This is a genomic window from Brachybacterium sp. YJGR34, assembly GCF_003347015.1.
Lineage (GTDB): Bacteria > Actinomycetota > Actinomycetes > Actinomycetales > Dermabacteraceae > Brachybacterium.
The window spans coordinates 55,964-79,195 of the sequence record NZ_PNFB01000014.1 but is presented as its reverse complement, the minus strand read 5'-3'; the positions used below and the strand labels follow the sequence as shown (position 1 = coordinate 79,195).

Below are 23,232 nucleotides of genomic sequence, written 5' to 3'. Positions count from 1 at the left end.
TCACACGTCCTTGTCGGAGAGCTGATCGGTGGAGGTCCGGGGGCCGGGCGGGGTCGTGGCGAGCGGAGCCGCGGAGCCGTCGGCCGGGGGCGCCGCGTCCCCGAGCGTGCGCTGCATCGCCTCGCGCTGGTCCGCCAGCTCGTCGAGGCGGGCGGTGCGCACCGACCGCCACCACAGGTAGAGGAAGAAGAGGCCGAACAGGACCCACTGGAAGGAGTAGCCGATGTTCTGCCAGTCCAGACCCTGCGAGAACCGCGACTCGGCGGCGGGGAGGGGCTGGAGCCCGCCGCCCGGCTCGTCGAGCGCGAGATAGCCGGCGTACATCGGCGATCCCCACTCGTTGACCAGCAGCGGGGTGGCGATCTCGGAGGCGACCGAGGCGGAGAGGCCGCCGGTGGCCGCCTCGCTGGCCTCGAGCCGTCCCGAGAGCGCGACCTCGCCCTCCGGCGGGGCCGGGGCGAGCTCCGGGTCCAGGGCGCCGTCCGGGCCGGTGATCTCCTCGGCCGGGAGCCAGCCGCGAGCGACGGGGAGGTGGGCGAGGGTGCCGTCCTCGAGCTCGACGAGCAGGTCGGAGACCACGATGACAGCCTCGACCTCCCCCACGGAGCGGCCGGGGACGATGATCTGCTGGCCGGACGCGTAGCGGCCGGAGACGGTGACGGTGTCGCCGACGATCGCATTGGTCACGGCGTCGCCGGGCTGGACCACCTCGCGCAGGTCCCCGAGCTGCTCGGCGCCGTTCGCCTTCTCGGTCAGCGCGTGATGCGCGCGGTCCCACTGCCAGCCGGCCAGCACACCGCACACGATCGTCGCCACCACCATGGCGGCGAGCAGCCCCAGATAGCGGGGACGGAGGGCGATGCGGAGCATGGCGCCCATGGTACGGAACCGGGACTGGGACCCCTCCGGGCGGGCGACGACCCTCACACGCCCGGCCCCGCCCTCGGATGCCCTACCCCCTGAGCGTGGTCGCCGGCCGGTACCACGGTCCCGGCCGGCCGTCAGGAGGCACGCCTATGCTGGGGGCGTGTCGCAGAGTGTGTATATCGCCAGCCCTGAGGGGATGACCGGCAAGTCCATCGTGGCTTTCGGCCTGCTCGAAGCCCTCGCGTCCCGATCCGATCGCGTCGGGGTGTACCGCCCCGTCGTCAAGGCCGACCATGCGCGTGACTACGCCGTCGACCTGCTCACCAGCCATCCCGCCGTCGACCAGGACTACGAGGATGCGATCGGGGTGGGCTACGAGCTGGTGCTCTCCGACCCCGATGCCGCCCATGAGCGGATCCTCGCCAAGCACCGGGAGCTCGCCGAGCGCTACGCCGTGATCGTGGTGCTGGGTTCCGACTACGACGACCTCGCCAACCCCACCGAGCTGGCCTTCAACGCCGAGGTGGCCGCCAACATGGGCGCCGCCGTGGTGGTGGTCCTCTCCGGCATGGAGCGCAGCCCGGACCAGATCGCCGCGCTCGCGGCGGTCTCCGTCGCGGAGTTCGCCGGACACCACTCGATGCCGATCGCCGTGACCGTCAACCGCGCCGCGGACGAGGCGCTCGAGGCGGTGCGCACCGCCGTGGCCGCGAAGGTCCCCGGCGTGCTGGTCGCCGCGATCCCCGAGAACCCCGTCATCATGGCGCCGACGGTGCAGGAGGTGAAGGACTCGGTGGAGGGCACCCTCCTGCAGGGCAATGCCGAGTGGCTGGACCGGGTCTCCGTCAGCACCGTGGTGGCCGCCATGAGCCTGCCCAACGTGCTCAGCCGCCTCACCGAGAACTGCACGGTGATCGCCCCCGGTGACCGCTACGACCTGCTGCCCGGGCTGATCATGGCCCAGCAGTCCGGCACCTTCCCCGCACTGGCCGCGATCGTGCTCACCGGCGGCTACGACGTCCCCGACGAGGTGGAGCGCCTCATCTCCGGCGTGCAGCAGGACCTGCCGATCATCGCCACCGAGCTGTCCACCTTCGACACCGCGGTGCGCATCGCCCGCTCGCGCGGGCGCCTGAACGCCGGCAGCGCCCAGAAGCTGGATGCCGCCCGCCGCGCCGTCGCCGAGCACTTCCCCACCCAGGACCTGCTGAGCCGGCTCGAGGTGAGCCGCAGCGACGTGGTCACCCCGATGATGTTCGAGTTCGAGCTGCTCGCGCGCGCCCGCGGCGAGCGCAAGCGGATCGTGCTGCCCGAGGGCGAGGAGCCGCGCATCATCGCCGCCGCGGAGACGATCCTCGCCCGCGGCGTCGCGGACCTGATCCTGCTGGGCGACGAGCGGGTGATCCGCTCGCAGGCCTCCCAGCTGGGCCACGACATCTCCGAGGCCGCCGTCGTCTCCCCGCACGATCCGGAGCACGTCGAGCGCTTCGCCGCCGAATACGCGCGGCTGCGCGCGAAGAAGGGCGTGACCCTCGAGCAGGCGCGGGAGCGGGTCCAGGACGTCTCCTACTTCGGCACCATGATGGTGCAGCTCGGCGAGGCCGACGGGATGGTCTCCGGCGCGATCCACTCCACCGCGCACACCATCCGCCCCTCCTTCGAGATCATCAAGACCCGGCCCGGGGCGCAGATCGTCTCCTCGGTGTTCCTCATGGCGCTCGAGGACCGCGTCCTGGTCTACGGCGACTGCGCCGTGAATCCGGATCCGACGGCGGAGCAGCTCGCGGACATCGCCGCGCAGTCCGCGACCACCGCCGCCCGATTCGGGGTGGACCCGCGGATCGCGATGCTCTCCTACTCCACCGGCACCTCCGGCTCCGGGGCCGACGTCGACAAGGTGCGGGAGGCGACCGCCCTGGTGCGGGACCAGCATCCCGCGCTGGTCGTCGAAGGTCCGATCCAGTACGACGCCGCCGTGGACGCCTCGGTCGCCAAGACGAAGCTGCCCGACTCCTCGGTGGCCGGCCGCGCGACGGTGTTCGTCTTCCCGGACCTGAACACGGGCAACAACACCTACAAGGCCGTCCAGCGCTCCGCCGGCGCGATCGCCATCGGCCCGGTCCTGCAGGGCCTGAACAAACCGGTCAACGACCTCTCCCGGGGCGCCCTGGTCGAGGACATCATCAACACCGTCGTCATCACCGCGATCCAGGCCCAGGCCACCGAGACCCCGGAGGACTCCCCCTCATGAGCACCGCCCCGCAGCCCGCAGCCGGCGCCTCGGACGGCGCCGAGGTGGGCGTCGCCGTGCCCGGCAGCGACGCCTCGACCGTGCTGGTCATCAACTCCGGCTCCTCCTCGCTGAAGTTCCAGCTGGTGGATCCGCTGACGCAGGAGGTGTTCGCCACCGGGATCGTCGAGCGCATCGGCCTGGACGAGGGCAGCGCCCGCATCACCGCCGGCAACGCCCACGCCCCGCACCGCGGCGAGGTGCCCGACCACGTGGCCGCGATGCGCGTGGTCACCGACCTGTTCGAGCAGGTGCAGCTGTCCCTGCAGGACGCGCGGATCGTCGCCGTGGGCCATCGCGTGGTGCAGGGCGGGCAGCGCTTCTCGCAGCCCACCCGCATCGACTCGTGGGTGCGGGACCAGATCGCCGATCTCGGCTCTCTCGCCCCGCTCCACAACCCCGCGGCGGTGGACGGCATCGACGCCGCGCGCATGCTCTTCCCGGACGTGCCGCACATCGCCGTGTTCGACACCGCGTTCTTCACCCGGCTGCCGGAGGCCTCCCGCACCTACGCGCTGAACAAGGCCGTGGCGGACGAGCACCGCATCCGCCGCTACGGCGCCCACGGCACGAGCCACGACTACGTCTCCTCGCAGGTCAGCGCCCGCCTCGCGGCGGAGGGCCGGGACGTGACCGACCTCAAGCAGATCGTGCTGCACCTGGGCAACGGCGCCTCCGCCTCCGCGGTGCGCGGCGGCGTGCCGGTGGACACCTCCATGGGGCTGACCCCTCTGGAGGGGCTCGTGATGGGCACCCGCACCGGGGACATCGACCCGACCGTGTACGCGCACCTGCACCGCAGCGCGGGTCTGGACATCGACGAGATCGACACCCTGCTCAACAAGCGCTCAGGCATGCAGGGGCTGTGCGGCATGAGCGACTTCCGCGACATCACCGCCGCGATCCGGGACGGGGACCGGGACGCCGAGCTCGCCATGCAGATCTACGTGCACCGGCTGCGGAAGTACATCGGCTCCTACGCCTTCGTGCTCGGCGGACTGGACGTCATCACCTTCACCGCCGGGATCGGCGAGAACGTGCCGGAGGTGCGGGAGCGGGCGCTGAGCGGCCTCGAGTCCTTCGGGATCGTGCTGGACCCCGCCCGCAACGCCGAGCGCTCGCAGGAGGCCCGCGTGATCAGCGCCGACGATTCACCGGTCACCGTGCTCGTGCTGCCGACGGACGAGGAGCTCGCCATCGCGCAGCAGTCCCTGGAGGCGGCGCGGACGCCCGCCCCGCAGCCCCCGGCCGGGGCCCGGTGAGCACCGCGCCCCTCGACCCCGGTCGCAAGCCCGAGCGGATCCGCCCCGGGAGGAAGCGCATCTTCCTCGGCGGTCTCGGCGCCGTGCTCAGCCTGGTCGGCTTCGTCGTGGTGCCGCAGGTTCTCGCCGTGCTGGGCGTGATCGCCGCGGGCACCGGGGCGCTGCAGCTGGATCCGCTCGACCCTGCGGGCGCGACCTTCTCCGCGGAGTCGACGGCGATCTACGCCGTGACGGTGCCGTCCGCGGAGGCCGATGCGGTGACCTGCGAGATCACCGGAGCGGATGTCGATGTCACGCACACGGCCGCCAAGGGCCTCGAGCCCGGCGAGCTCGACGGCGTCACCTATCAGGAGATCTACGAGATCGTGCCGAGCTCCGCCCAGGAGATCTCGGTGGCCTGCGAGGGTGCGAGCGCGGTGGCGCTGTCCACCCTGGACCTCTCCTCATCCCTCGCCGGCTCCCCGCTCCGCTGGGCGCTGCCCGCCGTCGCTCTCGCCGTGAGTCTCGCGCTGCTGGCATGGGGCCTGGTGGCTCTGCGCCGCTCGCTGCGGGGCTGAGTCATACTCTGGGAGACCCCTGTGCGCACTCCCCCGGAAGGCCTTCGATGACCTCTCCCCACGGCCCTGTTCCCCCTCCGTCCGCGGGCCCGGGCCCCTACGGCGTCATGCCCGGCCCGGCCTACCCGGCCCCGCCGCGGCGGCGGCGAGGGATGAAGCGGATGGTGGCCGGCGGCATCGGGATCGTGCTCAACCTCGTCGGCTTCGCGCTGGTGCCGCTGCTGCTGGGCTTCGTCGGCCTCGTCATCGCGGGGATGGGTTCGATGTCCCTCACCCCGCTGGACCCCCGGGGCGGCACCTTCGAGGCGAGTGCGATGTCCGTGTACGGCATCGCGGTCCCGGCGACCGAAGCACAGGCCGTGACCTGCGAGATCACCGGGCAGGGAGTCACCACCGAGCACACCGCCCACGAGGGATACTCCGTCGGCGAGGTCGACGGCATCGAGTACGTCGAGATCTACGAGGTGCAGGCCGACGGCAGAGCGGAGGTCACCGTGATGTGCGAGGGCGCGAGCGATGTCGCGCTCAGCGACTTCGGGGTGACCAGCATCCTCCTCGGCGCCGGCGTCGGCCTGGTGCTGCCGGCGGTCGGGCTGGTCCTCGCGATCGCCCTGCTGGTCTGGGGCATCATCGCGCGCGTGCGGTCCTGAGGACACCACGCGCGCGGCCGGGCGCGCACCCGCTGTTTCTGACAGCGCGTCAGGACGGTGACGTCCTCAGGCAGTGGTGACGACCTCGATGCGCTGGAACTCCTTGAGGTCCAGGTAGCCGGTCGTGGCCATGGCATGGCGCAGCGCGCCGACGAGGTTCGTGGTGCCGTCGGCCTCGAGCGAGGGGCCGAAGAGGATCTGCTCGAGCGGGGCGACGGTGCCCACCTGGACGCGGCGACCGCGGGTGAGGGTGGGGTGGTGCGCCTCGCTCCCCCAATGGTGGCCGCGTCCGGCGGCCTCCTCGGCGCGCGCGAGAGCCGCGCCGACCATCAGGCCGTCGGCCCCGCAGGCGATGGCCTTGACCAGGTCGCCGGAACGCCCCAGGCCGCCGTCGGCGATGACGTGCACGTAGCGACCGCCGGACTCGTCCATGTAGTCGCGCCGTGCGGCGGCGACGTCCGCGACCGCGCTCGCGAGCGGCACGGTGATCCCGAGGGTCTCCTGGGTGGTCTGGGAGGCCCCGCCGCCGAAGCCGACCATCACACCGGCCGCGCCGGTGCGCATGAGGTGCAGGGCGGCGGTGTACGTCGCGCAGCCGCCGACGATCACCGGGACGTCGAGCTCGTAGATGAAACGCTTGAGGTTCAGCGGCTCACGGCCCGTGGAGACGTGCTCCGCGGAGACCGTGGTGCCGCGGATGAAGAACAGGTCCACGCCCGCGTCGACGACGGTCCTCCAGTGCTCCTGGGTGCGCTGCGGGGAGAGGGCGCCGGCGGCGGTGACCCCGGCGTCGCGCAGCTGCTGGATGCGGTCGCGGATCAGCTCGGGCTGGATGGGCGCGGAGTACACCTCGCGCATCACCCGCACCACCTCCTCGTCCGAGGCGGCGGCGATCTGATCGAACTGCGCGGTGGGGTCCTCGTACCGGGTCCACAGGCCCTCGAGGTCCAGCACGCCCAGGCCGCCCAGCTCTCCGAGCCGGATCGCGGTCTCCGGGGACATGAGGGAGTCCATGGGGGCGGCGAAGATCGGGATGTCGAAGTGGTAGGCGTCCACCTGCCAGGCGGTGGAGACGTCCTCCGGGTCCCGGGTGCGCCGGGACGGCACCACCGCCACGTCGTCGAAGCTGTAGCTGCGGCGCCCCCGCTTGTTGCGGCCGATCTCGATCTCGCTCATCACACGGGGAGTCTACCGTCGGCGCGGCGTGCCGAGCCCCACTACCGTGGGGCGATGCCGTCAGATCCTGACCGCGGCGCCCCGCGCGGCCCCGCGACGCCCGGGGAGCCGCGGGCCGATCCGCCCGCGGCGCCGTGGAGCGGGCGCCTCCCCCGGCTCGACGCCGCCGGGATGCCGTTCGCACCGCACCACGCGGACGACGTCGCCGCTCCCCCGCTGCCGCTGCCGCCGCGCCGGTGGCCGCTCCTGGCCGCCGGGGCGGGCCTCGTGCTGACCACGGCGGAGCTGCTCCGGGTGGTCCCGCAGCTCGCGGACGAGGGGCCGCCGCCGTCGCTCGGCCTCCTGTTCCTCGCCGCGGCCCTCGCCCTCGGCGGGTTCTCCGCCGTCCGGCTCCTGCAGCTGCATCGCCTCGCCGCATCGCATGCCGCCCGGTGCCGGGCCGATCCCGAGGCCGATCGGCGTCCCGTGCCCTGGACTCTGGCGGATGCGCACGAGGTGCACGGCGTCTGGCTGCTCGGCGTGGGGGTGTCGCTGGCGTTGGTGGGCGCGCTCGGCCTCTGGTCCCTGGCCGACGGCCGCCGCACCGGCCTCGAGCCGGGCTGGCCGCTGCTGCTGATCGGCGGCGGGGTCGCTGCGGCCGCCCACACCGCCCGGGCGCGGATCACCGCGCGGTGGCGGGAGTCCGGGCAGGGCCCGCGGGAGGTCCCCACCTGAGGTCAGGGCGCCCGCGCGGAGATCAGGGGCGGGCCGAGGGCGCGACCGAGCTCCGGGCCAGTGCCACCACCACCCCGATCGCTCCCAGAATCAGGCCCAGGCCCGCGAGCGCGGGCACCAGATAGCCGGGCACGGTGTCCAGCACGATCACCGCTCGGAGGTCGAAGTCCACCTGCATCCGGCGCTGGATCCACACGATCATCCCCCAGCTGACCACCTGCGTGAGCACCCGCAGCAGCACGGCGAGCATCAGCAGCACCCCGCCTACCCGGACCAGCGGCTGCGAGGAGGCGATCATCCCTCCCGCGCCCATCGCGCCCAGCACGAGCGCGAGGGTCAGCCCGGCCGCGGCCGCGAATGCGACGGGCGCGACCCACAGGAAGGAGCCCAGCCATGCGGGCGCCCACCACGTGGGGTCGCCGAGGACGAGGTGCACCAGTGCCGCGAGCTCCTCCACGAGGAACGCCCCGCCGGCGAGCAGGGCGGCTGCCGGCACCGCCCGGCGGGGCCGGCTCCGGTCCTCCCTCGGCGCCGCCAGCAGCAGGGCCGCCGCGAGCAGCCCCGTGACCAGGGCGGCCGCTGAGACTGACCGGGCCAGGAGGACGGTGGCACCGTATCGTCCGGCGCTCGCCTCCCCACCGCCCAGCAGGACGCCTCCCGGCAGCACCATGACCGGCAGGGTGAGGGGCAGGACGACGGTCGTCACCGCCAGAGCGCCCCCGATCCGGCAGAGCGCACCACCGCGCGCTGCGGTCAGGGAACCCCCGATCAGCGCCACGGCGGAGAGCACCGCGAGCGCGAGGGTCTGCGCGGCGTTCAGCGGGAGGCCCGCGGCGAGCGGCGAGCCGGACCTGCTCGCCCCGCTGACGATGCGCGTGAGGTCGTAGGCGGTGAGGTCGAGGCCCACCAGGCTCTGGACGAGGTCGAGGACGTGGATCAGCGCGAGCAGACCGGCGGCGGCCGCGGTGGAGAGGCGCAGGGCACGCGGTGGAGCCCCGCCCGTCCCGTCCTGCGACGTCGGCGCCGGTCCACTCTCCCCCGTGGTCATCTCCTCACCCTAGGCCGGTGCCCCGGGCGGCGACACCCCGCCTCAGAGCGGCCAGTCGACCGTGACGTCCGGGGTGCGGCCCTTCCGCTCCAGCCACTGGTTCATCCCCTCGGCCCAGCGTCGGTGCCATCCCACCTGCTCGCGGTGCAGATCCGGGAGGGAGGAGGCGGCGACCTTCGGGTGCGCGGCGGCGAGAGCGCGCAGCACGTCGAGGGTCGCGGAGACGTCGACGTCAGCGGTGTGGAGGCGGCCGTCCTGCTCGATGCCGTAGTGGGCGAGCACGTCGGTGAGGGTGCGCTTGCCCTTGCGGAAGCGGTCCACCCCGCGGTCCACGACCAGGGCGTCGATCACCGGGGCGATGTCGTGCCCGAGCCGCTGGGCGAGGGTGGGCAGGCCCAGCCGGGTCAGCTCGTTCTCGAGGATCGCGAGGTCGAAGCCGATGTTGAAGGCCACCAGCGGGATGTCCTTCCTCAGGGCGTCCACGATCAGCCCGGCGACCTCGTCGAGCGCGTCCGCGGCGCGCATGCCGTGGGCGCGCGCGTGCTCCGTGCTGATCCCGTGGACCCGCTGGGCGGGCTCCGGGATGTCCGTCTCGGGATCGATCAGCCAGGTCGCGACCGTCTCGTGCGCGCGGCCGGGTCCCACCGAGTGCACGAGCGCGACGGTGACGATCCGGTCGCGCGCCACGTTCGTCCCGGTGGTCTCGGTGTCGAAGCCGAGGAGGGGGCTGTCGATCCAGGTGGTGGTGCTCGTGCTCATGGACTCAGCTTAGGTGCGCGCACCCGCGTCCCGCGCACCGGCCGGGACGGTGTGGACGGGAGCGCGCCGGGGAGGAAGGATCGGGGCACGCCGTGCCCCGCCCCCGGGGCGACCGGCCCCGTCCGCGAGGAGAGCCCGATGAGCGCACCCGCTCTGTACCTGCACTTGCCCGGCACCGCCGCCGAGGCGCTCGAGTTCTATCGCGGGGTGTTCGGCGGCACCGTGACGAAGCACACCTACGCCCAGTTCGAGCGCACCGACGGCCCGTCCGGGGCGATCGCCCACGGGGAGCTCACCGGGGCGGTGGACCTGTACGTCGCCGACGCCGCGGCGGGCCAGGACCCCTTCACCGCCCGCGGCCTCATGGTCGCCCTGCTGGGCCGGGCCGAGCCCACCACCCTGCGCACCTGGTTCGTCGCGCTGGCCGAGGGCGGCGAGGTGGTGGACCCGCTGCAGCGACGCCCCTGGGGCGCCTCCGACGGGCAGGTGCGCGACCGCTACGGCGTGCTCTGGCTGATCGGCTACGAGCACGGCGCGGATCGTCCCGACCCGGCGGCAACGGGCGCGGACGGCTGAACGGCAGGAGCTCAGCCCATCGGGCCCAGGGCGAGAGCCGTCCCGGTCCGCCTCAGTGCGAGGTGTAGTTCGGGGCCTCCATGATCGCGGCCATGTCATGGGGGTGGGACTCCTTGAGCCCGGCCGGGGTGATCCGCACGAACTGCCCGCGCTCCTTGAGCTCGGGGACCGTGTCCGCGCCGACGTAGAACATCGACTGGTGCAGACCGCCCACGAGCTGGTGCACCACGGAGCCGAGCTGTCCCTTGTAGGAGACGCGGCCCTCGATGCCCTCGGGCACGATCTTGTCGTCGCTGGGGACGTCGGCCTGGAAGTAGCGGTCCTTGGAGAAGGACTTCTTGCCGCGCGAGGACATCGCTCCGAGCGAGCCCATGCCGCGGTAGGCCTTGTACTGCTTGCCGCCCACCAGCACGACCTCCCCCGGCGATTCCTCGGTGCCGGCCAGCAGGGAGCCCACCATCACGGTGTCCGCGCCGGCCACCAGGGCCTTGGCGATGTCGCCGGAGTACTGCAGGCCGCCGTCGCCGATCAGCGGGACGCCGGCCGGGCCGCAGGCCTGGGCGGCCTCGTGGATCGCGGTGATCTGCGGGACGCCGACGCCGGCGACCACCCGGGTGGTGCAGATCGAGCCGGGGCCCACCCCCACCTTGACGGCGTCCGCCCCGGCGTCGACCAGGGCCTGCGCTCCGGCGCGGGTGGCGACGTTGCCGCCGATCACCTGGACGTCCGCGAAGTACGGATCGTTCTTGATGGTCCGGATCATCTCCAGCGCGAGGCGGGCGTGGCCGTTGGCGGTGTCCACCACGAGCACGTCGACCCCGGCCTCCCGCAGCGCGCCGGCGCGCTCGAGGGAGTCGCCGAAGAAGCCCACGCCGGCGCCCACCAGCAGACGACCCTGGCCGTCCTTGGAGGCGTCGGGGAACTGCTCGGACTTCACGAAGTCCTTGACGGTGATCAGTCCGGTCAGCCGGCCGTCGGCGTCCACCAGCGGGAGGCGCTCGCGCTTGTTGCGACGCAGCATGGCGGTGGCCTGCTCGGGGGTGACGTCCTCCGGGGCGGTGAACAGCTCCGTGGTCATCACGTCGCCGACCTTCGTGGTGGACCACTCGGCGACCGGGATGAAGCGCAGGTCGCGGTTGGTGCAGATGCCCTTGAGGTGCAGGTCCGCGTCGACGACCGGCAGACCGGAGACGCGGTACTGGCCGCAGATGGCGTCGAAGTCCTCGAGGGTGGCCTCGGGACCGATGGTCACCGGATTGGTGATGCGGCCGGTCTGGGTGCGCTTGACGAGGTCGACCTGGTGGGCCTGGTCCTCGATGGAGAGATTGCGGTGGAGGATGCCGATGCCGCCGTGGCGGGCCATGGCGATCGCCATCCGCGACTCGGTGACGGTGTCCATCGCGGCACTGGCCAGCGGGACCCGCAGGGAGATCTCGCGGGTGAGCCGGCTGGTGGTGTCCGCCTCCGAGGGGATCACATCCGTCTCGCCGGGCAGGAGGAGGACGTCGTCGTAGGTCAGGCCGATGAAACCGAAGGGATCCGCGCTCGTCATGCACCGATGGTAGCCGCCCCGGCCCCGGCGGCGCAGTCCCGTGGGACACACCCCCGACCACCGCCGGCCGCACCTGACCTGGGGCGATGCTGCCCGGCGCCGCGGACGTGAGCGAGCTATCACGTCCCCGGGCCACCGCGTTCCCGCAGGCGGGGGCATCGCAGCCGCCGGCGCCGGGTGCGGCGCGCGCCGGGACGTGCTTACAGTGTCCTCGCCCCCGACGCGGCCCGATGTCACCCGACGAGCCGTCCGCCCACCCCCGGAGTCCGACCGTGCCGAGAACGCAGCCGACCGCCCAGAACGACCCGCCGATCTCCGCGGGACTGCTCGGACCCGACCGGGCCTGGCACCTCACCGCCGGCACGGTCACCGTCGTGGCGGCCGTCGCCTTCACCGTCTGGGCCTTCTCCCATGCCGGACCCGGGGTCAACGCTCCGCTGCTGCTGCTGGCGATCCTCTTCGGCCTCTTCATGGCCTTCAACATCGGCGGCAACGACGTGGCGAACTCCTTCGGCACCAGCGTCGGGGCGGGGACGCTGACCATGAAGCAGGCCCTCGTGGTCGCCGCGATCTTCGAGGTCTCCGGGGCCGTGCTCGCGGGCGGCTCGGTCACCGACACGGTGCGCAGCGGCATCGTGGACATCGACGGCATGCAGGTGGACCCGGAGTCCTTCGCTCTCATCATGATGTCCGCACTGCTCGGCGCCGCGCTGTGGCTGCTGGCGGCCACGAGGATGGGCTGGCCCGTCTCGACCACGCACGCGATCATCGGCGGCATCGTCGGCGCCGCCGTCACCACCGGCGTGGTGACCGGGACCGGCGGCCTCGAGATGGTGCAGTGGGGCGAGATCGGCCAGATCGCGGTCTCCTGGGTGCTGTCCCCCGCGCTGGGCTGCATCGTCTCCCTGCTGCTGTTCGGCGCGATCAAGCGGCACATCCTGGCGCCGGCCTCGCGGGCCATCGCGCTGGGGTCCCAGGGGTTCGACGACGCCGAGGACGACGAGGAGGACGACGGCGAGGACGAGGAGGACGTCGAGGAGTCCCGTCGGCACGTCTCCGGCCACGAGCGGGTGGGTGAGCTGCAGCAGTCGGCCTTCGCCGAGTCCGCGGCCCTGGACCTCTCCCCCGGCAGCCCGGGGGCCGACCTCGCCGAGCGCGCCCGCACGCTGACGAAGAAGGAGCGCAAGGCGGCGCGGAAGGTCGAGCGGAAGGCCGCCTACCACGCGCTGGAGAAGCGCGTCCCGGTGCTCGCCGCCGGCGCCGCCGTCGTCATCGCCGCGATGCTGCTGTTCAAGGGGCTGTCGAACGTGGGCCTCGAGCTCAGCATCGCGGGCACCGTGATCCTGCTGATCATGGTCGCGATCAGCGTGTGGATGGCGGTCACGGTCTTCGCCCGCGCGCTGAAGAAGCAGTCGATCTCCCGCGCGACCTTCATGATGTTCAGCTGGCTGCAGGTGTTCACCGCCTCCGCCTTCGCCTTCAGCCACGGCGCCAACGACATCGCGAACGCGGTGGGGCCCTTCGCGGCCGTGCTGGACGTGCTGGCCACCGGCGAGATCTCCACCGAGGCCGCGGTCCCCGCGGCCGTGCTCATCGCCTTCGGCATCGCCCTGGTCTCGGGGCTGTGGTTCGTGGGCCGTCGCGTGATCGCGACCGTCGGCTCCGGGCTGACCTCGATGCACCCGTCCTCGGGATTCGCGGCGGAGCTCGCCGCGGCCGGGGTGGTGCTCACCGCCTCGGTGCTGGGACTGCCGGTCTCCTCCACCCACATCCTCATCGGGGCGGTGCTCGGGGTGGGCATCGTCAACCGCTCGGCGAACTGGAAGCTCATGCGACCGATCGCCCTGGCCTGGGTGATCACCCTGCCGGCCGCCGCCGGCATCGGCGCCGTCGGGGTCCTGGTGCTGCGCGCCGTCTTCTAGGCGCTCGCGCCGCCGCGCGGCGCCGGATCCCCGTCCCGCGCCGGTTCGCGGCCGCCGAGGACGCGCCGCACACGGTCGAACTCGGCCTGGAAGGCGGCCTCGTCCTGTGCGTACTCCGCGCGCCAGGGCATGCCCACGCGCGCGGCGAGCTCGCGATGGGCACGCTCGCGGCGGGCGCGACGCTCCTCGCGCACCAGCACCGTGCGCGGGGGCGCCGGGCGCAGTCCGGCCGCGGACTGCAGCGCACGCAGCCCGTCGAAGGAGGCCTCGTCCCAGCCGATCTCGGGCAGCACCCACTGCCGCGGCTCACCGCCGTCCACGCCGCGCAGACCGATCAGGGCCATGCTCCCGCGCACGGCCTCCCCCACCGCGTACTCGACGTCCTCGAGGCGTGCCCGTGCGGCGCGGCGCGGCCCTCGGCGCAGCTCGAGCGTCCCGCGCTCCACATCCAGGAGCACCGCGCGATGGGTCATGAGCATCGGCACCAGCGCCCACAGGGCGAACACCGCCCACAGCAGCAGCGCTCCCACGAGCAGCTGCACCGCCGCCGGGGCGAGGACCTGCTCGAGCAGCCCGTCGCTCCCGCCGGCCAGCCGGGCGCGGCGCCACTGCTGCACGGCGGTGGCCGCGAAGGGCGAGAGGATCGCCGCGACCAGGGGCAGCCCGATGAGGGCGCCCGGGACGTAGCGGGCACGGACCGTGGGCCCCACGATCACCGCCCCCGAGCGCGTGCGCCGGGGCGCGGGCGCCGCGGACTCCGGGCCCGCGGCGTCCGGGTCCGCGGGAGGGGTGGCGCTCACGTCCCCAGCGTACGCACCCCGTCTGCGAGCTCCCGGGTGCTGACGAGCTCCCGGGGCGTCCCGGTGACGGGATCGACGAAGGCGAGGCGGCGCGCCAACAGCTGCAGCGGCAGGGCCGGGGTGGCGACCGGTTCGGGGTAGAGGTCCTCCCCGAGGATCGGTGCGCCGCGGGCGGAGAGCTGGGCGCGCAGCTGGTGGGTGCGCCCGGTGCGCGGCCGCAGGCGCAGTCGCAGCGTGCCGTCGCCCGGCGCCCCGATCACCTCGAGCTCGGTCCGCGCGTTCGGCGCTCCCGGGAGCACCTGCGTCCTCAGCTCGCCGTGCCGCGCCTGGAGGCGGTCCTCGAGCAGGGCGCGCTCCCCCGGCGCCGCGGGCAGGGTCGACCCCGGGGCGGGGGCGACGCGGGCCTCGTACTCCTTGTCGACCTCGCCGCGGGCGAACAGCTGCTGGTAGGCGGAGCGCTCCTCGGGGCGCAGCCCGAAGGCGAGCACCCCGGCGGTCCGCCGGTCCAGGCGGTGCAGGGGCACCAGCGTCTCGATCCCGGTGGCGCGGCGCAGCCGGACCAGGGCGCTGCCGAGCACGTGGGCGCCGCGCGGCATCGTGGCCATGTCGTGCGGCTTGTCGAGCACCAGGAGGTGCTCGTCGCGGTGGAGGATCGGCAGCGGGAGATCGGGGACCTCCTCCGGGGCGAGCTCGCGGTGGAACCACAGCTCGTCGCCGGGTCGCACCTCGTCCTCCGCGCCCCAGGGGCGCCCGTCGGCGTCCACGATCTCTCCGCCGGCGAAGCGCTCCGCCGGAGGCGTCGCCGCCGGATCGGCCAGGGCCGGGAAGCGGGAGCAGAGCGCCGCGAGCGCGCCGACCCCCTCGGGGGCGCCACGGGGGACCTGCCAGCGCACGGCGTCGAGCCCGCCCCGCTGCGCCAGCGGCGGCGGTCGGCGCCGGGCACGACGGCGGGCGGCGCGACCGGGAGGGCGGCTCACAGCCCCCACACGACGAAGGTCAGCACGTTGTGGCCCACGTAGAACGCGAGCAGCATCAGCAGCAGCAGGTGCGGGTGGCGGTCCACGAAGGACATCGACTGGGGCACCTGGGCGCGGAGCTCGGCAGGGGTGATCGCGTCGATGTGGGAGATGCTCACCCCGGCGTCCTGGGCGCGCCGGAGCATCATCTGCTGGGCCCGGCGACCGAAGAAGCGGCTCGAGACCGCGATGATCCGGCGCCCGGAGGGGTCCAGGACGTACACGCCGTCGTAGGCCGTCTCGGCGGCGTCGACCATCTCCGCGGGGGACGCCCCGCGATCGATGTCCCGCACCGCGATCACCTCCCCCACCTCGTCCCAGCTGCATCGCCGGGTGCGCCGGAACAGGCTGCGCAGCTCGAAGCCGCTCCCGTCGATCTGCAGCCAGGCGGTCAGGACCCGCAGCGACACCACGGTCACACCGGTCGCGACCAGCACCCACAGCAGCAGCGGCAGGGTGAACAGCAGATCGTGCAGCATCGCCGGGTCGCGCCACAGCTTCTGGCCGACGAAGCTGATGATGACGAGGAACTCGAGCACCACCAGGAAGACGAAGCCGGTCACCAGGGTGCCCACGACCACCGCGGCGGGCGGCCCGAAGGTCCGCGTGGGCCGGTCGTCCCCGGTCTCGGGACCGGCGGCATCGGACATGCTGATCACCACGACTCCTCCGACCCTCGACGCTGTGATGCGGACCATCTTAGAGCGCGCGGGCGGCGGACGGCGCTCGGATCGCCGCACCGACCGGTCGTTCGGGAGGTGCCCGACCAGCACCGATGCGGGGCTCGCGCGGTCTCGGGGAGACCGCGCGGAACGAGGAACGGGCGGGCGGCCCGGTGCGTACCGGACCGCCCGCCCGCGCGACGGATGGGCATCGGACCGACCCGGGGGGCCGGTCCGCGTGCTCACTCCTCCTCGTCGTCCTTCTTCTCGATGACGAGCGTCTCGGTGGTCAGGACCAGACCCGCGATCGAGGCCGCATTGCGCAGCGCCGAACGGGTGACCTTGACCGGGTCGATGATGCCCGCGGCCACGAGATCGACGTACTCGCCGGTGGCGGCGTCCAGGCCGGTGCCCACAGCGGACTCCCGGACCTTCTCCACCACGACGTAGCCCTCGAGGCCCGCGTTCTCGGCGATCCAGCGCAGCGGCTCGGCGACCGCACGGGCCACGGCGCGCGCGCCGACGGCCTCGTCGCCGGAGAGCCCGAGGTCGCCCTCGAGCGCGGAGGCCGCCTGGACGATGGCGCTGCCGCCACCGGCCACGATGCCCTCCTCGATGGCCGCACGAGTCGCGGAGACCGCGTCCTCGATGCGCATCTTCTTCTCCTTGAGCTCCACCTCGGTGTGCGCACCGACCTTGATGACGGACACGCCGCCGGCCAGCTTCGCGAGGCGCTCCTGGAGCTTCTCGCGATCCCAGTCCGAGTCGGTGGCCGCGATCTCCGCGCGGATCTGCGCGACGCGATCGGCCACGGCCTGATCGTCGCCGGCGCCGCCCACGATGGTGGTGGAGTCCTTGGTGATGACCACGCGGCCGGCATGGCCGAGCACGTCGGCGTCGACCGTCTTGAGGTCCAGGCCGAGATCCGAGGTGATCACCTGGGCGCCCGTGAGCACCGCGATGTCCTGCAGCATCGCCTTGCGGCGATCGCCGAAGGCCGGGGCCTTGACCGCCGCACCGCGGAAGTTGCCGCGGATCTTGTTGACGACCAGCGTGGACAGCGCCTCGCCGTCGACGTCCTCGGCGATGATGAACAGCGGCTTCCCGCCCTCGACGACCTTCTCCAGCAGCGGGAGGAGGTCGGCCACGGCCGAGATCTTGCCCTGGTGGAGCAGGACCTGCGCGTCCTCGAGGACGGTCTCCTGACGATCCGCATCGGTGACGAAGTGCGGGGAGATGTAGCCCTTGTCGAACTGCATGCCCTCGGTGAAGTCGAGCTCCATCGCGGTCGTGGAGGACTCCTCGACCGTGATGACGCCGTCCTTGCCGACCTTGTCGAACGCCTCGGCCAGCAGCTGGCCGATCTCGCGGTCCTGGCTGGACACGGAGGCGACGGACGCGATCTGGTCCTTGCCGTCGACCGGGATGGCGATCTCGCCGAGCTTGTCCGAGAGGGCCTCGACGGCCTTCTCGATGCCGCGCTTGAGCGCTGCCGGAGCGGCGCCGGAGGCGACGTTGCGCAGACCCTCGTGGACGATGGCCTGGGCGAGCACGGTGGCGGTCGTGGTGCCGTCGCCGGCCACGTCGTTGGTCTTGGTCGCGACCTCCTTGGTGAGCTGCGCGCCGAGGTTCTCGTACGGATCCTCGAGCTCGATCTCACGGGCGATGGTCACGCCGTCGTTGGTGATCGTGGGGGCGCCCCACTTCTTGTCCAGGACGACGTTGCGGCCCTTGGGGCCCAGCGTCACCTTGACGGTGTTGGCGAGCTTGTCGACACCGCGCTCGAGAGCGCGACGCGCCTCCTCGTTGTAGATGATCTCCTTGGCCATGGATCAGGCCTCGATGATCGCGAGGATGTCGCGCGAGCCGAGGACGAGGTACTCCTCGTTGCCGTACTTCAGCTCGGTGCCGCCGTACTTCGAGTAGACGACCTTGTCGCCGACCGCGACGTCCAGCGGGATGCGCTGGCCCTTGTCGTCGAAGCGACCGGCGCCGACGGCGACGACCTCGCCCTCCTGGGGCTTCTCCTTCGCGGAGTCCGGGATGACCAGGCCGGAGGCGGTGGTCTGCTCCGCCTCGATCGGCTTGACGACGACGCGGTCCTCGAGGGGCTTGATGGAGACCGACATGCGGCTCACTCCTTCATGAAGAGATGACTCTGGTGAGTTCTGGGTGCACGGGGATCCGGTCCCGATCGTCGTCGCGGTGCCGATCGGGGCGTCTCCCGCTGTGGCAGCTTCTGGCACTCTCGGCCGTCGACTGCCAACGCGACCACTCTAGAACCGCATTGGCACTCATGCAAGGCGAGTGCTAACCCCGGCCCTCTCAGCGCCCGGCGGCCTCGAGGATCGCGGCGACCTGCGCGGGCTCGAACTCGTAGACGGGCGTCCCGGGGGCGTCCAGGGTGTCGCCCGCGCTGGGGAACACCGAGGTCGCCACCCGTGGGGCGCTCTCGCCGAGCTCGACCAGGCTCGCCCCGGACAGCGCCAGGGACCGCTCGCGCGCTCCGGCCGCGACCGGATCGACGACGTTCGTGATGCCCGGGACCACGTGGACGGGGATCCCGGCGATCGCCCCCGTCATCGCGTGGTGGTAGTGGCCGGAGAGCACGATCCGCACGTCGGAGCCCTCGAGCACCGCGGCGAGCTCGTCGAGCCCGTCGAGATCCAGCCCGCGCAGCAGCGGCGTGGCGCCCACCAGCGGCGGGTGGTGGATCGCGAGCACCGTGCCGGCGGCGGCCGGCTGCGCGAGGACCTCGGCGAGCCAGCGCAGCTGCTCGGGCTCGAGGTGGCCGTAGCCCGCCCCGGGGACGCTCGAGTCGAGCACCACGATGCGCCCGCCGCCGGCGAGGGGGACCACACGGTCCTGCACCGCGGTGCCCCGGTCGCCGAGCGCGATCGTCGCGCCGTAGGCGGCCGAGACGTCGTGATTGCCCATCACCACGGCGAGCGCCGCCCCCTGCGCGGCGGCGAAGGGCTCGAGGATCTCGTGCAGCAGGCGGTAGCTGCCGGGCGTGCCGTCCTCGGAGGCGTCCCCCGTGTGGACGATCGCGTCGAGGCCCTCGATCCGGTCGAAGCGCGCCAGCAGGCCCCGCAGGGCCGCGGCGGTGTCGATCCGGTCGTAGTGGCGAGCGGCGGGATCGCCGTAGAGATGGGTGTCGCTGAGGTGGAGGATGCGCATGAGCTCACCGTAGCCAGCGCAGGTGACGGGACGGTGACGCCGGGGCGTGCACCGGGCGGCCCGGCGGCGCTATCCCAGCGCGCCGACCCATTCGGTGCTGCCGTCGGAGAACACCTGGTGCTTCCAGATCGGCACCCGCTGCTTGACGGAGTCCACGAGGTCGTCGCAGGCGGCGAAGGCCTCCTTGCGGTGCGGCGCCGCCACGGCGCACGCCAGGGCGCCGTCGCCGACGACGAGCGGTCCGACGCGGTGGGCGACGGCCAGCAGCGTATCCGGGTGGCGCTCGGCGACCTCGCGGGCGACGGCGGCGATCATCGCCGCGGCCTCGGGGTGCGCCACGTACTCCAGGCGCTCCACCCCGCGGCCCCCGTCGTGGTCGCGGACCACGCCGTCGAAGGTGACCACGGCCCCGCAGCGGGGATCGGCGACGAGCTCGGCGGCGCGCGCGGCGGAGACCTCGTCCTCGCTCACCGCGGACCAGCGCACGCGCTCGGCGACCGGCTCCCGCGACGCCTCCGGCACGGCCGGCGGGAGCGCCGCGTCCCCGCCCCCGGGCCGGTCCTCCTCCCGGGCGGGTTCGCCGTGGCCGCCGCCGGTGCGCTGGGCGAGGAGGTGATCGAGGATCGGGTCGAGCACGGCGATCCCGTCGCGCACTCCCCCGCGCGATCCCGGCAGGTTCACCACGAAGCTCCGGCCCGCCATCCCGGCGACGCCGCGGCTGAGCAGCGCGGTGGGCGTCGCCGCAGCACCGCGGCGCCGGACCGCCTCGAGCACGCCCGGCATCTCGCGGGTCAGCAGCGGTGCGGTCTGCTCGGGGGTGACGTCGGTGGGGCTGATGCCGGTTCCGCCGGAGGTGATCAGGACGTCGACCCCGTCCGCGAGGGCCGCGCGCAGCGCCTGTCCCACCTCGGGCCCGTCGGGCACCACGGTCCGCGCGACGCGCAGCCCGCGACCGCTCAGCCACTGCACGAGCTGCGGGCCGGTGCGGTCCTCGTAGGTGCCGTCGGCCGCGCGGGTGGAGGCGATGAGCACGCAGGCGGTGCCGTGCAGAGCAGGCCTCTCGCCCTCGTCCTCGCGGACGGTGCAGTCGGCGTCGCTGCGCCGTGCGGGAACCTCTCTCATGCCCGATCCTCCTGCTCCTGCTGCTCCTGGCGAGTCCAGTCCCCGCTCCGGCCGCCGGACTTCGCGAGCACCTGCACCCCGTCGATCACGGCCAGGTGGTCCACGGCCTTGATCATGTCGTAGAGGGTCAGAGCGGCGACGGTCACGGCGGTCAGCGCCTCCATCTCCACGCCCGTGACGCCCCGGGTGCGGACCGTGGCGGTGATCTCGACCCGGTCGCCGCGGGGGACGAGCTCGAGCTCGACGCCGCTCAGCGGCAGCGGATGGCACAGGGGCACCAGCTCGCTGGTGCGCTTGGCCCCCATGATCCCGGCGATCCGCGCGGTCGCGAGGGCCTCCCCCTTGGGCAGCTCGCCGCGCGCGATGCGCTCGACCACGTCCTCCCGGGTGCGCAGCTCGGCGCGCGCGGTGGCCGTGCGGGAGGTGACGGCCTTGTCGGTCACGTCGACCATGTGCGCGGAGCCGTCGGCCCGCACGTGCGTCAGGTCGCTGGGGGTGTCGTTCATCGGTCTCCTCCGGGCAGCAGCAGGGTCTCGAGGACGTCCCCATCGTGCACCGCCTCGACGCCGACGGGGACGACCACGAGGGCGTCGGCGGCGGCGAGGGCGCCGATCAGGTGCGAGGACGCACCACCTGCCAGCCGCACCTGACCCGAGGGCAGCAGGTGGGCGCGGCGGTGCTGGGCGAGCTCGGGCGGCGAGGGCTCGGGCGCCTCGAGCCGGATCGGCAGGCGCAGGCGGGTCCGGGGCGGCGCCCCGAGGGCGGGACGCGCGATGAGCTCGCAGCTCAGCAGCGCGGAGACGGGATTGCCGGGGAAGGCGAGCCAGGGGACGCGACGGCCGTCCAGGGCGAGGGTGCCGATCCCCTGGGGTCCGCCCGGCTGCATCGCGACCCGCGGGAACGCCATCGACACCGCGCCCGTCTCCTCCGCGGCGGCCGCCCGCACCACCTCGAAGGCTCCCGCGCTCACCCCGCCGCTGGTCACGATCAGGTCGGCGTCGTGCGCGCGCACGCTCGAGCGCAGCTGCTCGAGCAGGACCGCGGCGTCGTCCGGGACGGCTCCGCGGTGCACCACCTCCGCGCCCGCCGCGGTGAGGGCGGCGGCGAGGCCCGGCCCGTTGGCGTCGTGCACCGCACCGGCGTCCGCCGGGCCGCCCGTGACCTCGCTGCCGGTGGACAGCAGCACCACCCGCAGCGGGGCCTCGACCTCGATCTCCCGCAGGCCGCACGCGGCGAGGTGGGCGATGCGGGCGGGGGTGAGCTCCTGTCCGGGGCGCAGCACGGCGTCGCCGCGGCGGGTGTCCGAGCCGCGGCGGCGCACGAAGCGCCCGGGAGCGGTGGCGGCGGGACGCAGGGTGACGGCCTGGTCCCGGACGGCGCCCGGGAGGAACCGCCCGGCGGCGCTCTCCTCGACCGGGACGACGGCGTCGGCACCACGGGGGATCGGCGCCCCGGTCATGATCGGCCGCGCGGTGCCGGGCTCGAGGTCGCCCGGCGCATCGCCGGCGGCGACGGTGGTCCCGAGCGGCAGCGTCAGCTCCTCGCCGGCCGTGGCGAGATCCGTGACTGCCAGGGCGTAGCCGTCCATCTGGGAGTTGTCGCAGCCGGGCACGTCCACCGCGGAGCGGACCTCGACCCGGGCGATGCGCCCCACGGCCCGGCCGTCCAGGGGGCACGGCTCGCCGCGGCGGCTCCCGGAGACCAGGGCGGCCGCGTCGGCCACGTGATCGGCCAGGGGGATGCGCTGGGTGCCTGCCATCGGGCCCTCTGCTCCTTCGACGGTCGACGGGTCGTGGACCGGCGCGGTGCGCGGCCCCGTCCAGTATCGCGCGTCCGCGCCGTCCGCGGAGACCGCCTATCCTGGAGCGGACCGGCTCCCCGGCCGCCGGAGCCCCGGCCGCCGGATCCTCGCGCAAGGAGGTCCGTCAGATGGCATCGCGCCGCATCGGCCTGGGCATCCCCAAGCCGCGCACCACGGACCGGGCCGCCTCCCTCCCGGACACCTCGGACCGGCCCGCGACCCCCGCCCTGGCGGACCGCTACGGGCGCTCGGCGACGGACCTGAGGCTCTCGCTGACGGACTTCTGCAATCTGCGCTGCACCTACTGCATGCCCGCCGAGGGCCTCACCTTCCTGCAGCGGGAGCAGATGCTCTCCGCCGAGGAGGTGGTGCGCCTGGTGCGCATCGGGGTGAAGCACCTGGGCATCGAGCAGGTCCGCTTCACCGGCGGCGAACCGCTGACCCGGCCCGATCTCGAGGAGATCATCGCCGGGGTGGCCGCGCTGAGCCGCCGTCCGGACATCTCGCTGACCACGAACGCGATCGGCCTGGACCGCCGGGCCGAGGCCCTGCGGACGGCCGGCCTGGATCGGATCAACGTCTCGCTCGACTCCGTGGTCCCGGAGACCTTCGCGACCCTCACCCGCCGCCCGATGCTGCACCGCGTGCTCGCGGGGATCGACGGGGCGCGCGCGGCAGGGCTGGACCCGATCAAGGTCAACGCCGTGCTGCTGCCCGGCCTCAACGAGCACGAGCTGCCCGACCTCCTGGAGTGGTGCCTTCAGCGCTCGCTGCAGCTGCGGGTCATCGAGCAGATGCCGCTGGACGCCGATCACCTGTGGGACCGGGACGCGATGGTCTCCGCCGACGACGTCCACGCCCTGCTCGCCCCGCGCTTCGCGCTCGAGCCCGTGGCGGAGGCGCGCGACGGCGCCCCCGCGGAGCTGTTCGAGGTCACGGACCGTGCCAGCGGGCTCCACCGGGGCCGGGTGGGGATCATCGCCTCGGTCACCCGCCCCTTCTGCGGGGACTGCCGGCGCACCCGGCTCACCGCCGAGGGCCGGGTGCGCACCTGCCTGTTCTCCCGCGAGGAGACGGATCTGCGCGGTGCGCTGCGCGAGGGGGCCGCGGACGAGGAGATCGCGGAGATCTGGCGCGCCGCCCAGTGGGGGAAGAAGGCCGGGCACGGGATGGACCGCGAGGACTTCGTCCCGCCCGAGCGACCGATGAGCGCCATCGGCGGCTGATCGACGTGCTGTGAGGAACGAACGGCAGGAGATCAGCCAGAACGACAGAGCC

The 23,232-nt window shown here is 73.5% G+C and carries 22 protein-coding genes; 8 read left to right on the top strand and 14 right to left on the bottom strand.

The window, feature by feature from the left end:
* Entirely contained in the window at window positions 1–870 is an 870-nt protein-coding gene (locus CXH06_RS12550; protein ID WP_157975727.1) for an SURF1 family protein, read from the bottom strand.
* 157 nt (window positions 871–1,027) lie between these two features.
* Between CXH06_RS12550 and pta the strand changes: the two genes are divergently transcribed.
* The 4 genes from pta to CXH06_RS12530 all read left to right on the top strand — a co-directional run bounded on the left by pta (window position 1,028) and on the right by CXH06_RS12530 (window position 5,626).
* Window positions 1,028–3,118: a phosphate acetyltransferase gene (gene pta, locus CXH06_RS12545; protein WP_255411453.1), complete on the top strand. Its 2,091-nt coding sequence runs from the start codon at window positions 1,028–1,030 to the stop codon at window positions 3,116–3,118.
* Window positions 3,115–4,419, top strand: a complete 1,305-nt coding sequence (locus CXH06_RS12540) for an acetate kinase (protein WP_114855531.1) — start codon at window positions 3,115–3,117, stop codon at window positions 4,417–4,419. The genes pta and CXH06_RS12540 overlap by 4 nt, the downstream gene beginning before the upstream one ends.
* Window positions 4,416–4,976, top strand: a complete 561-nt coding sequence (locus CXH06_RS12535; protein WP_114855530.1) for a hypothetical protein — start codon at window positions 4,416–4,418, stop codon at window positions 4,974–4,976. Before CXH06_RS12540 ends, CXH06_RS12535 begins: the two co-directional genes overlap by 4 nt.
* A 152-nt stretch (window positions 4,977–5,128) precedes the next feature.
* Window positions 5,129–5,626 (top strand): hypothetical protein, encoded by a 498-nt coding sequence (locus CXH06_RS12530; protein ID WP_157975726.1) that lies wholly within the window; start codon window positions 5,129–5,131, stop codon window positions 5,624–5,626.
* 66 nt (window positions 5,627–5,692) lie between these two features.
* Here the strand turns inward: CXH06_RS12530 and CXH06_RS12525 are convergent, their stop codons facing one another.
* Entirely contained in the window at window positions 5,693–6,802 is a 1,110-nt protein-coding gene (locus CXH06_RS12525) for a GuaB3 family IMP dehydrogenase-related protein (protein ID WP_114855528.1), read from the bottom strand.
* Window positions 6,803–6,856: 54 nt separating this feature from the next.
* Here CXH06_RS12525 and CXH06_RS12520 point away from each other — a divergent pair, with 54 nt between their 5' ends.
* Window positions 6,857–7,516: a hypothetical protein gene (locus CXH06_RS12520; protein WP_157975724.1), complete on the top strand. Its 660-nt coding sequence runs from the start codon at window positions 6,857–6,859 to the stop codon at window positions 7,514–7,516.
* A 22-nt stretch (window positions 7,517–7,538) separates the two neighbouring features.
* On the opposite strand, the gene CXH06_RS12515 is transcribed toward CXH06_RS12520, so the two are convergent.
* Both CXH06_RS12515 and CXH06_RS12510 read right to left on the bottom strand, forming a co-directional pair.
* Complete coding sequence (locus tag CXH06_RS12515; RefSeq protein WP_114855526.1) at window positions 7,539–8,564, bottom strand: hypothetical protein; 1,026 nt, start codon at window positions 8,562–8,564, stop codon at window positions 7,539–7,541.
* A 42-nt stretch (window positions 8,565–8,606) separates the two neighbouring features.
* A complete protein-coding gene (locus CXH06_RS12510; RefSeq protein ID WP_114855525.1) occupies window positions 8,607–9,323 on the bottom strand; it encodes an exonuclease domain-containing protein in 717 nt (238 codons plus the stop codon).
* A 138-nt stretch (window positions 9,324–9,461) separates the two neighbouring features.
* Between CXH06_RS12510 and CXH06_RS12505 the strand changes: the two genes are divergently transcribed.
* Window positions 9,462–9,899 (top strand): VOC family protein, encoded by a 438-nt coding sequence (locus tag CXH06_RS12505; protein WP_114855524.1) that lies wholly within the window; start codon window positions 9,462–9,464, stop codon window positions 9,897–9,899.
* A 52-nt stretch (window positions 9,900–9,951) separates the two neighbouring features.
* Here the strand turns inward: CXH06_RS12505 and guaB are convergent, their stop codons facing one another.
* On the bottom strand, window positions 9,952–11,451 hold the full coding sequence (gene guaB / locus CXH06_RS12500) for an IMP dehydrogenase (RefSeq protein WP_114855523.1): 1,500 nt from the start codon (window positions 11,449–11,451) through the stop codon (window positions 9,952–9,954).
* A gap of 230 nt (window positions 11,452–11,681) precedes the next feature.
* On the opposite strand from guaB, the gene CXH06_RS12495 reads away from it, so the two are divergent.
* Window positions 11,682–13,373 carry an inorganic phosphate transporter gene (locus CXH06_RS12495; RefSeq protein ID WP_114855522.1) on the top strand — a complete coding sequence of 564 codons (1,692 nt, stop codon included), beginning with the start codon at window positions 11,682–11,684 and terminating at the stop codon, window positions 13,371–13,373.
* Here the strand turns inward: CXH06_RS12495 and CXH06_RS12490 are convergent.
* The 9 genes from CXH06_RS12490 to glp form a co-directional block, all read right to left on the bottom strand.
* Entirely contained in the window at window positions 13,370–14,173 is an 804-nt protein-coding gene (locus CXH06_RS12490; protein ID WP_114855521.1) for a hypothetical protein, read from the bottom strand. The two genes, CXH06_RS12495 and CXH06_RS12490, sit on opposite strands and share 4 nt — an antisense overlap.
* Complete coding sequence (locus CXH06_RS12485) at window positions 14,170–15,150, bottom strand: pseudouridine synthase (protein WP_232820341.1); 981 nt, start codon at window positions 15,148–15,150, stop codon at window positions 14,170–14,172. The genes CXH06_RS12490 and CXH06_RS12485 overlap by 4 nt, the downstream gene beginning before the upstream one ends.
* Window positions 15,147–15,839 (bottom strand): hypothetical protein, encoded by a 693-nt coding sequence (locus CXH06_RS12480; RefSeq protein ID WP_114855555.1) that lies wholly within the window; start codon window positions 15,837–15,839, stop codon window positions 15,147–15,149. Before CXH06_RS12480 ends, CXH06_RS12485 begins: the two co-directional genes overlap by 4 nt.
* A 254-nt stretch (window positions 15,840–16,093) precedes the next feature.
* Window positions 16,094–17,680, bottom strand: a complete 1,587-nt coding sequence (gene groL, locus CXH06_RS12475) for a chaperonin GroEL (protein ID WP_114855519.1) — start codon at window positions 17,678–17,680, stop codon at window positions 16,094–16,096.
* A gap of 3 nt (window positions 17,681–17,683) precedes the next feature.
* Complete coding sequence (groES, locus tag CXH06_RS12470; protein ID WP_114855518.1) at window positions 17,684–17,980, bottom strand: co-chaperone GroES; 297 nt, start codon at window positions 17,978–17,980, stop codon at window positions 17,684–17,686.
* 196 nt (window positions 17,981–18,176) lie between these two features.
* A complete protein-coding gene (locus tag CXH06_RS12465) occupies window positions 18,177–19,031 on the bottom strand; it encodes a metallophosphoesterase (protein ID WP_114855517.1) in 855 nt (284 codons plus the stop codon).
* Window positions 19,032–19,100: 69 nt separating this feature from the next.
* Complete coding sequence (locus tag CXH06_RS18815) at window positions 19,101–20,153, bottom strand: molybdenum cofactor biosynthesis protein MoaE (protein ID WP_114855516.1); 1,053 nt, start codon at window positions 20,151–20,153, stop codon at window positions 19,101–19,103.
* Window positions 20,150–20,659 (bottom strand): cyclic pyranopterin monophosphate synthase MoaC, encoded by a 510-nt coding sequence (moaC, locus tag CXH06_RS12455; RefSeq protein ID WP_114855515.1) that lies wholly within the window; start codon window positions 20,657–20,659, stop codon window positions 20,150–20,152. The genes CXH06_RS18815 and moaC overlap by 4 nt, the downstream gene beginning before the upstream one ends.
* Window positions 20,656–21,912, bottom strand: coding sequence for a gephyrin-like molybdotransferase Glp (gene glp, locus CXH06_RS12450; RefSeq protein WP_114855514.1), 1,257 nt, complete (start codon window positions 21,910–21,912; stop codon window positions 20,656–20,658). Before glp ends, moaC begins: the two co-directional genes overlap by 4 nt.
* A gap of 170 nt (window positions 21,913–22,082) precedes the next feature.
* Between glp and moaA the strand changes: the two genes are divergently transcribed.
* The gene (moaA, locus tag CXH06_RS12445) at window positions 22,083–23,180 is read left to right on the top strand and encodes a GTP 3',8-cyclase MoaA (protein WP_114855513.1); all 1,098 of its coding nucleotides are present in this window, start codon (window positions 22,083–22,085) and stop codon (window positions 23,178–23,180) included.
* Window positions 23,181–23,232 lie beyond the last annotated feature (52 nt).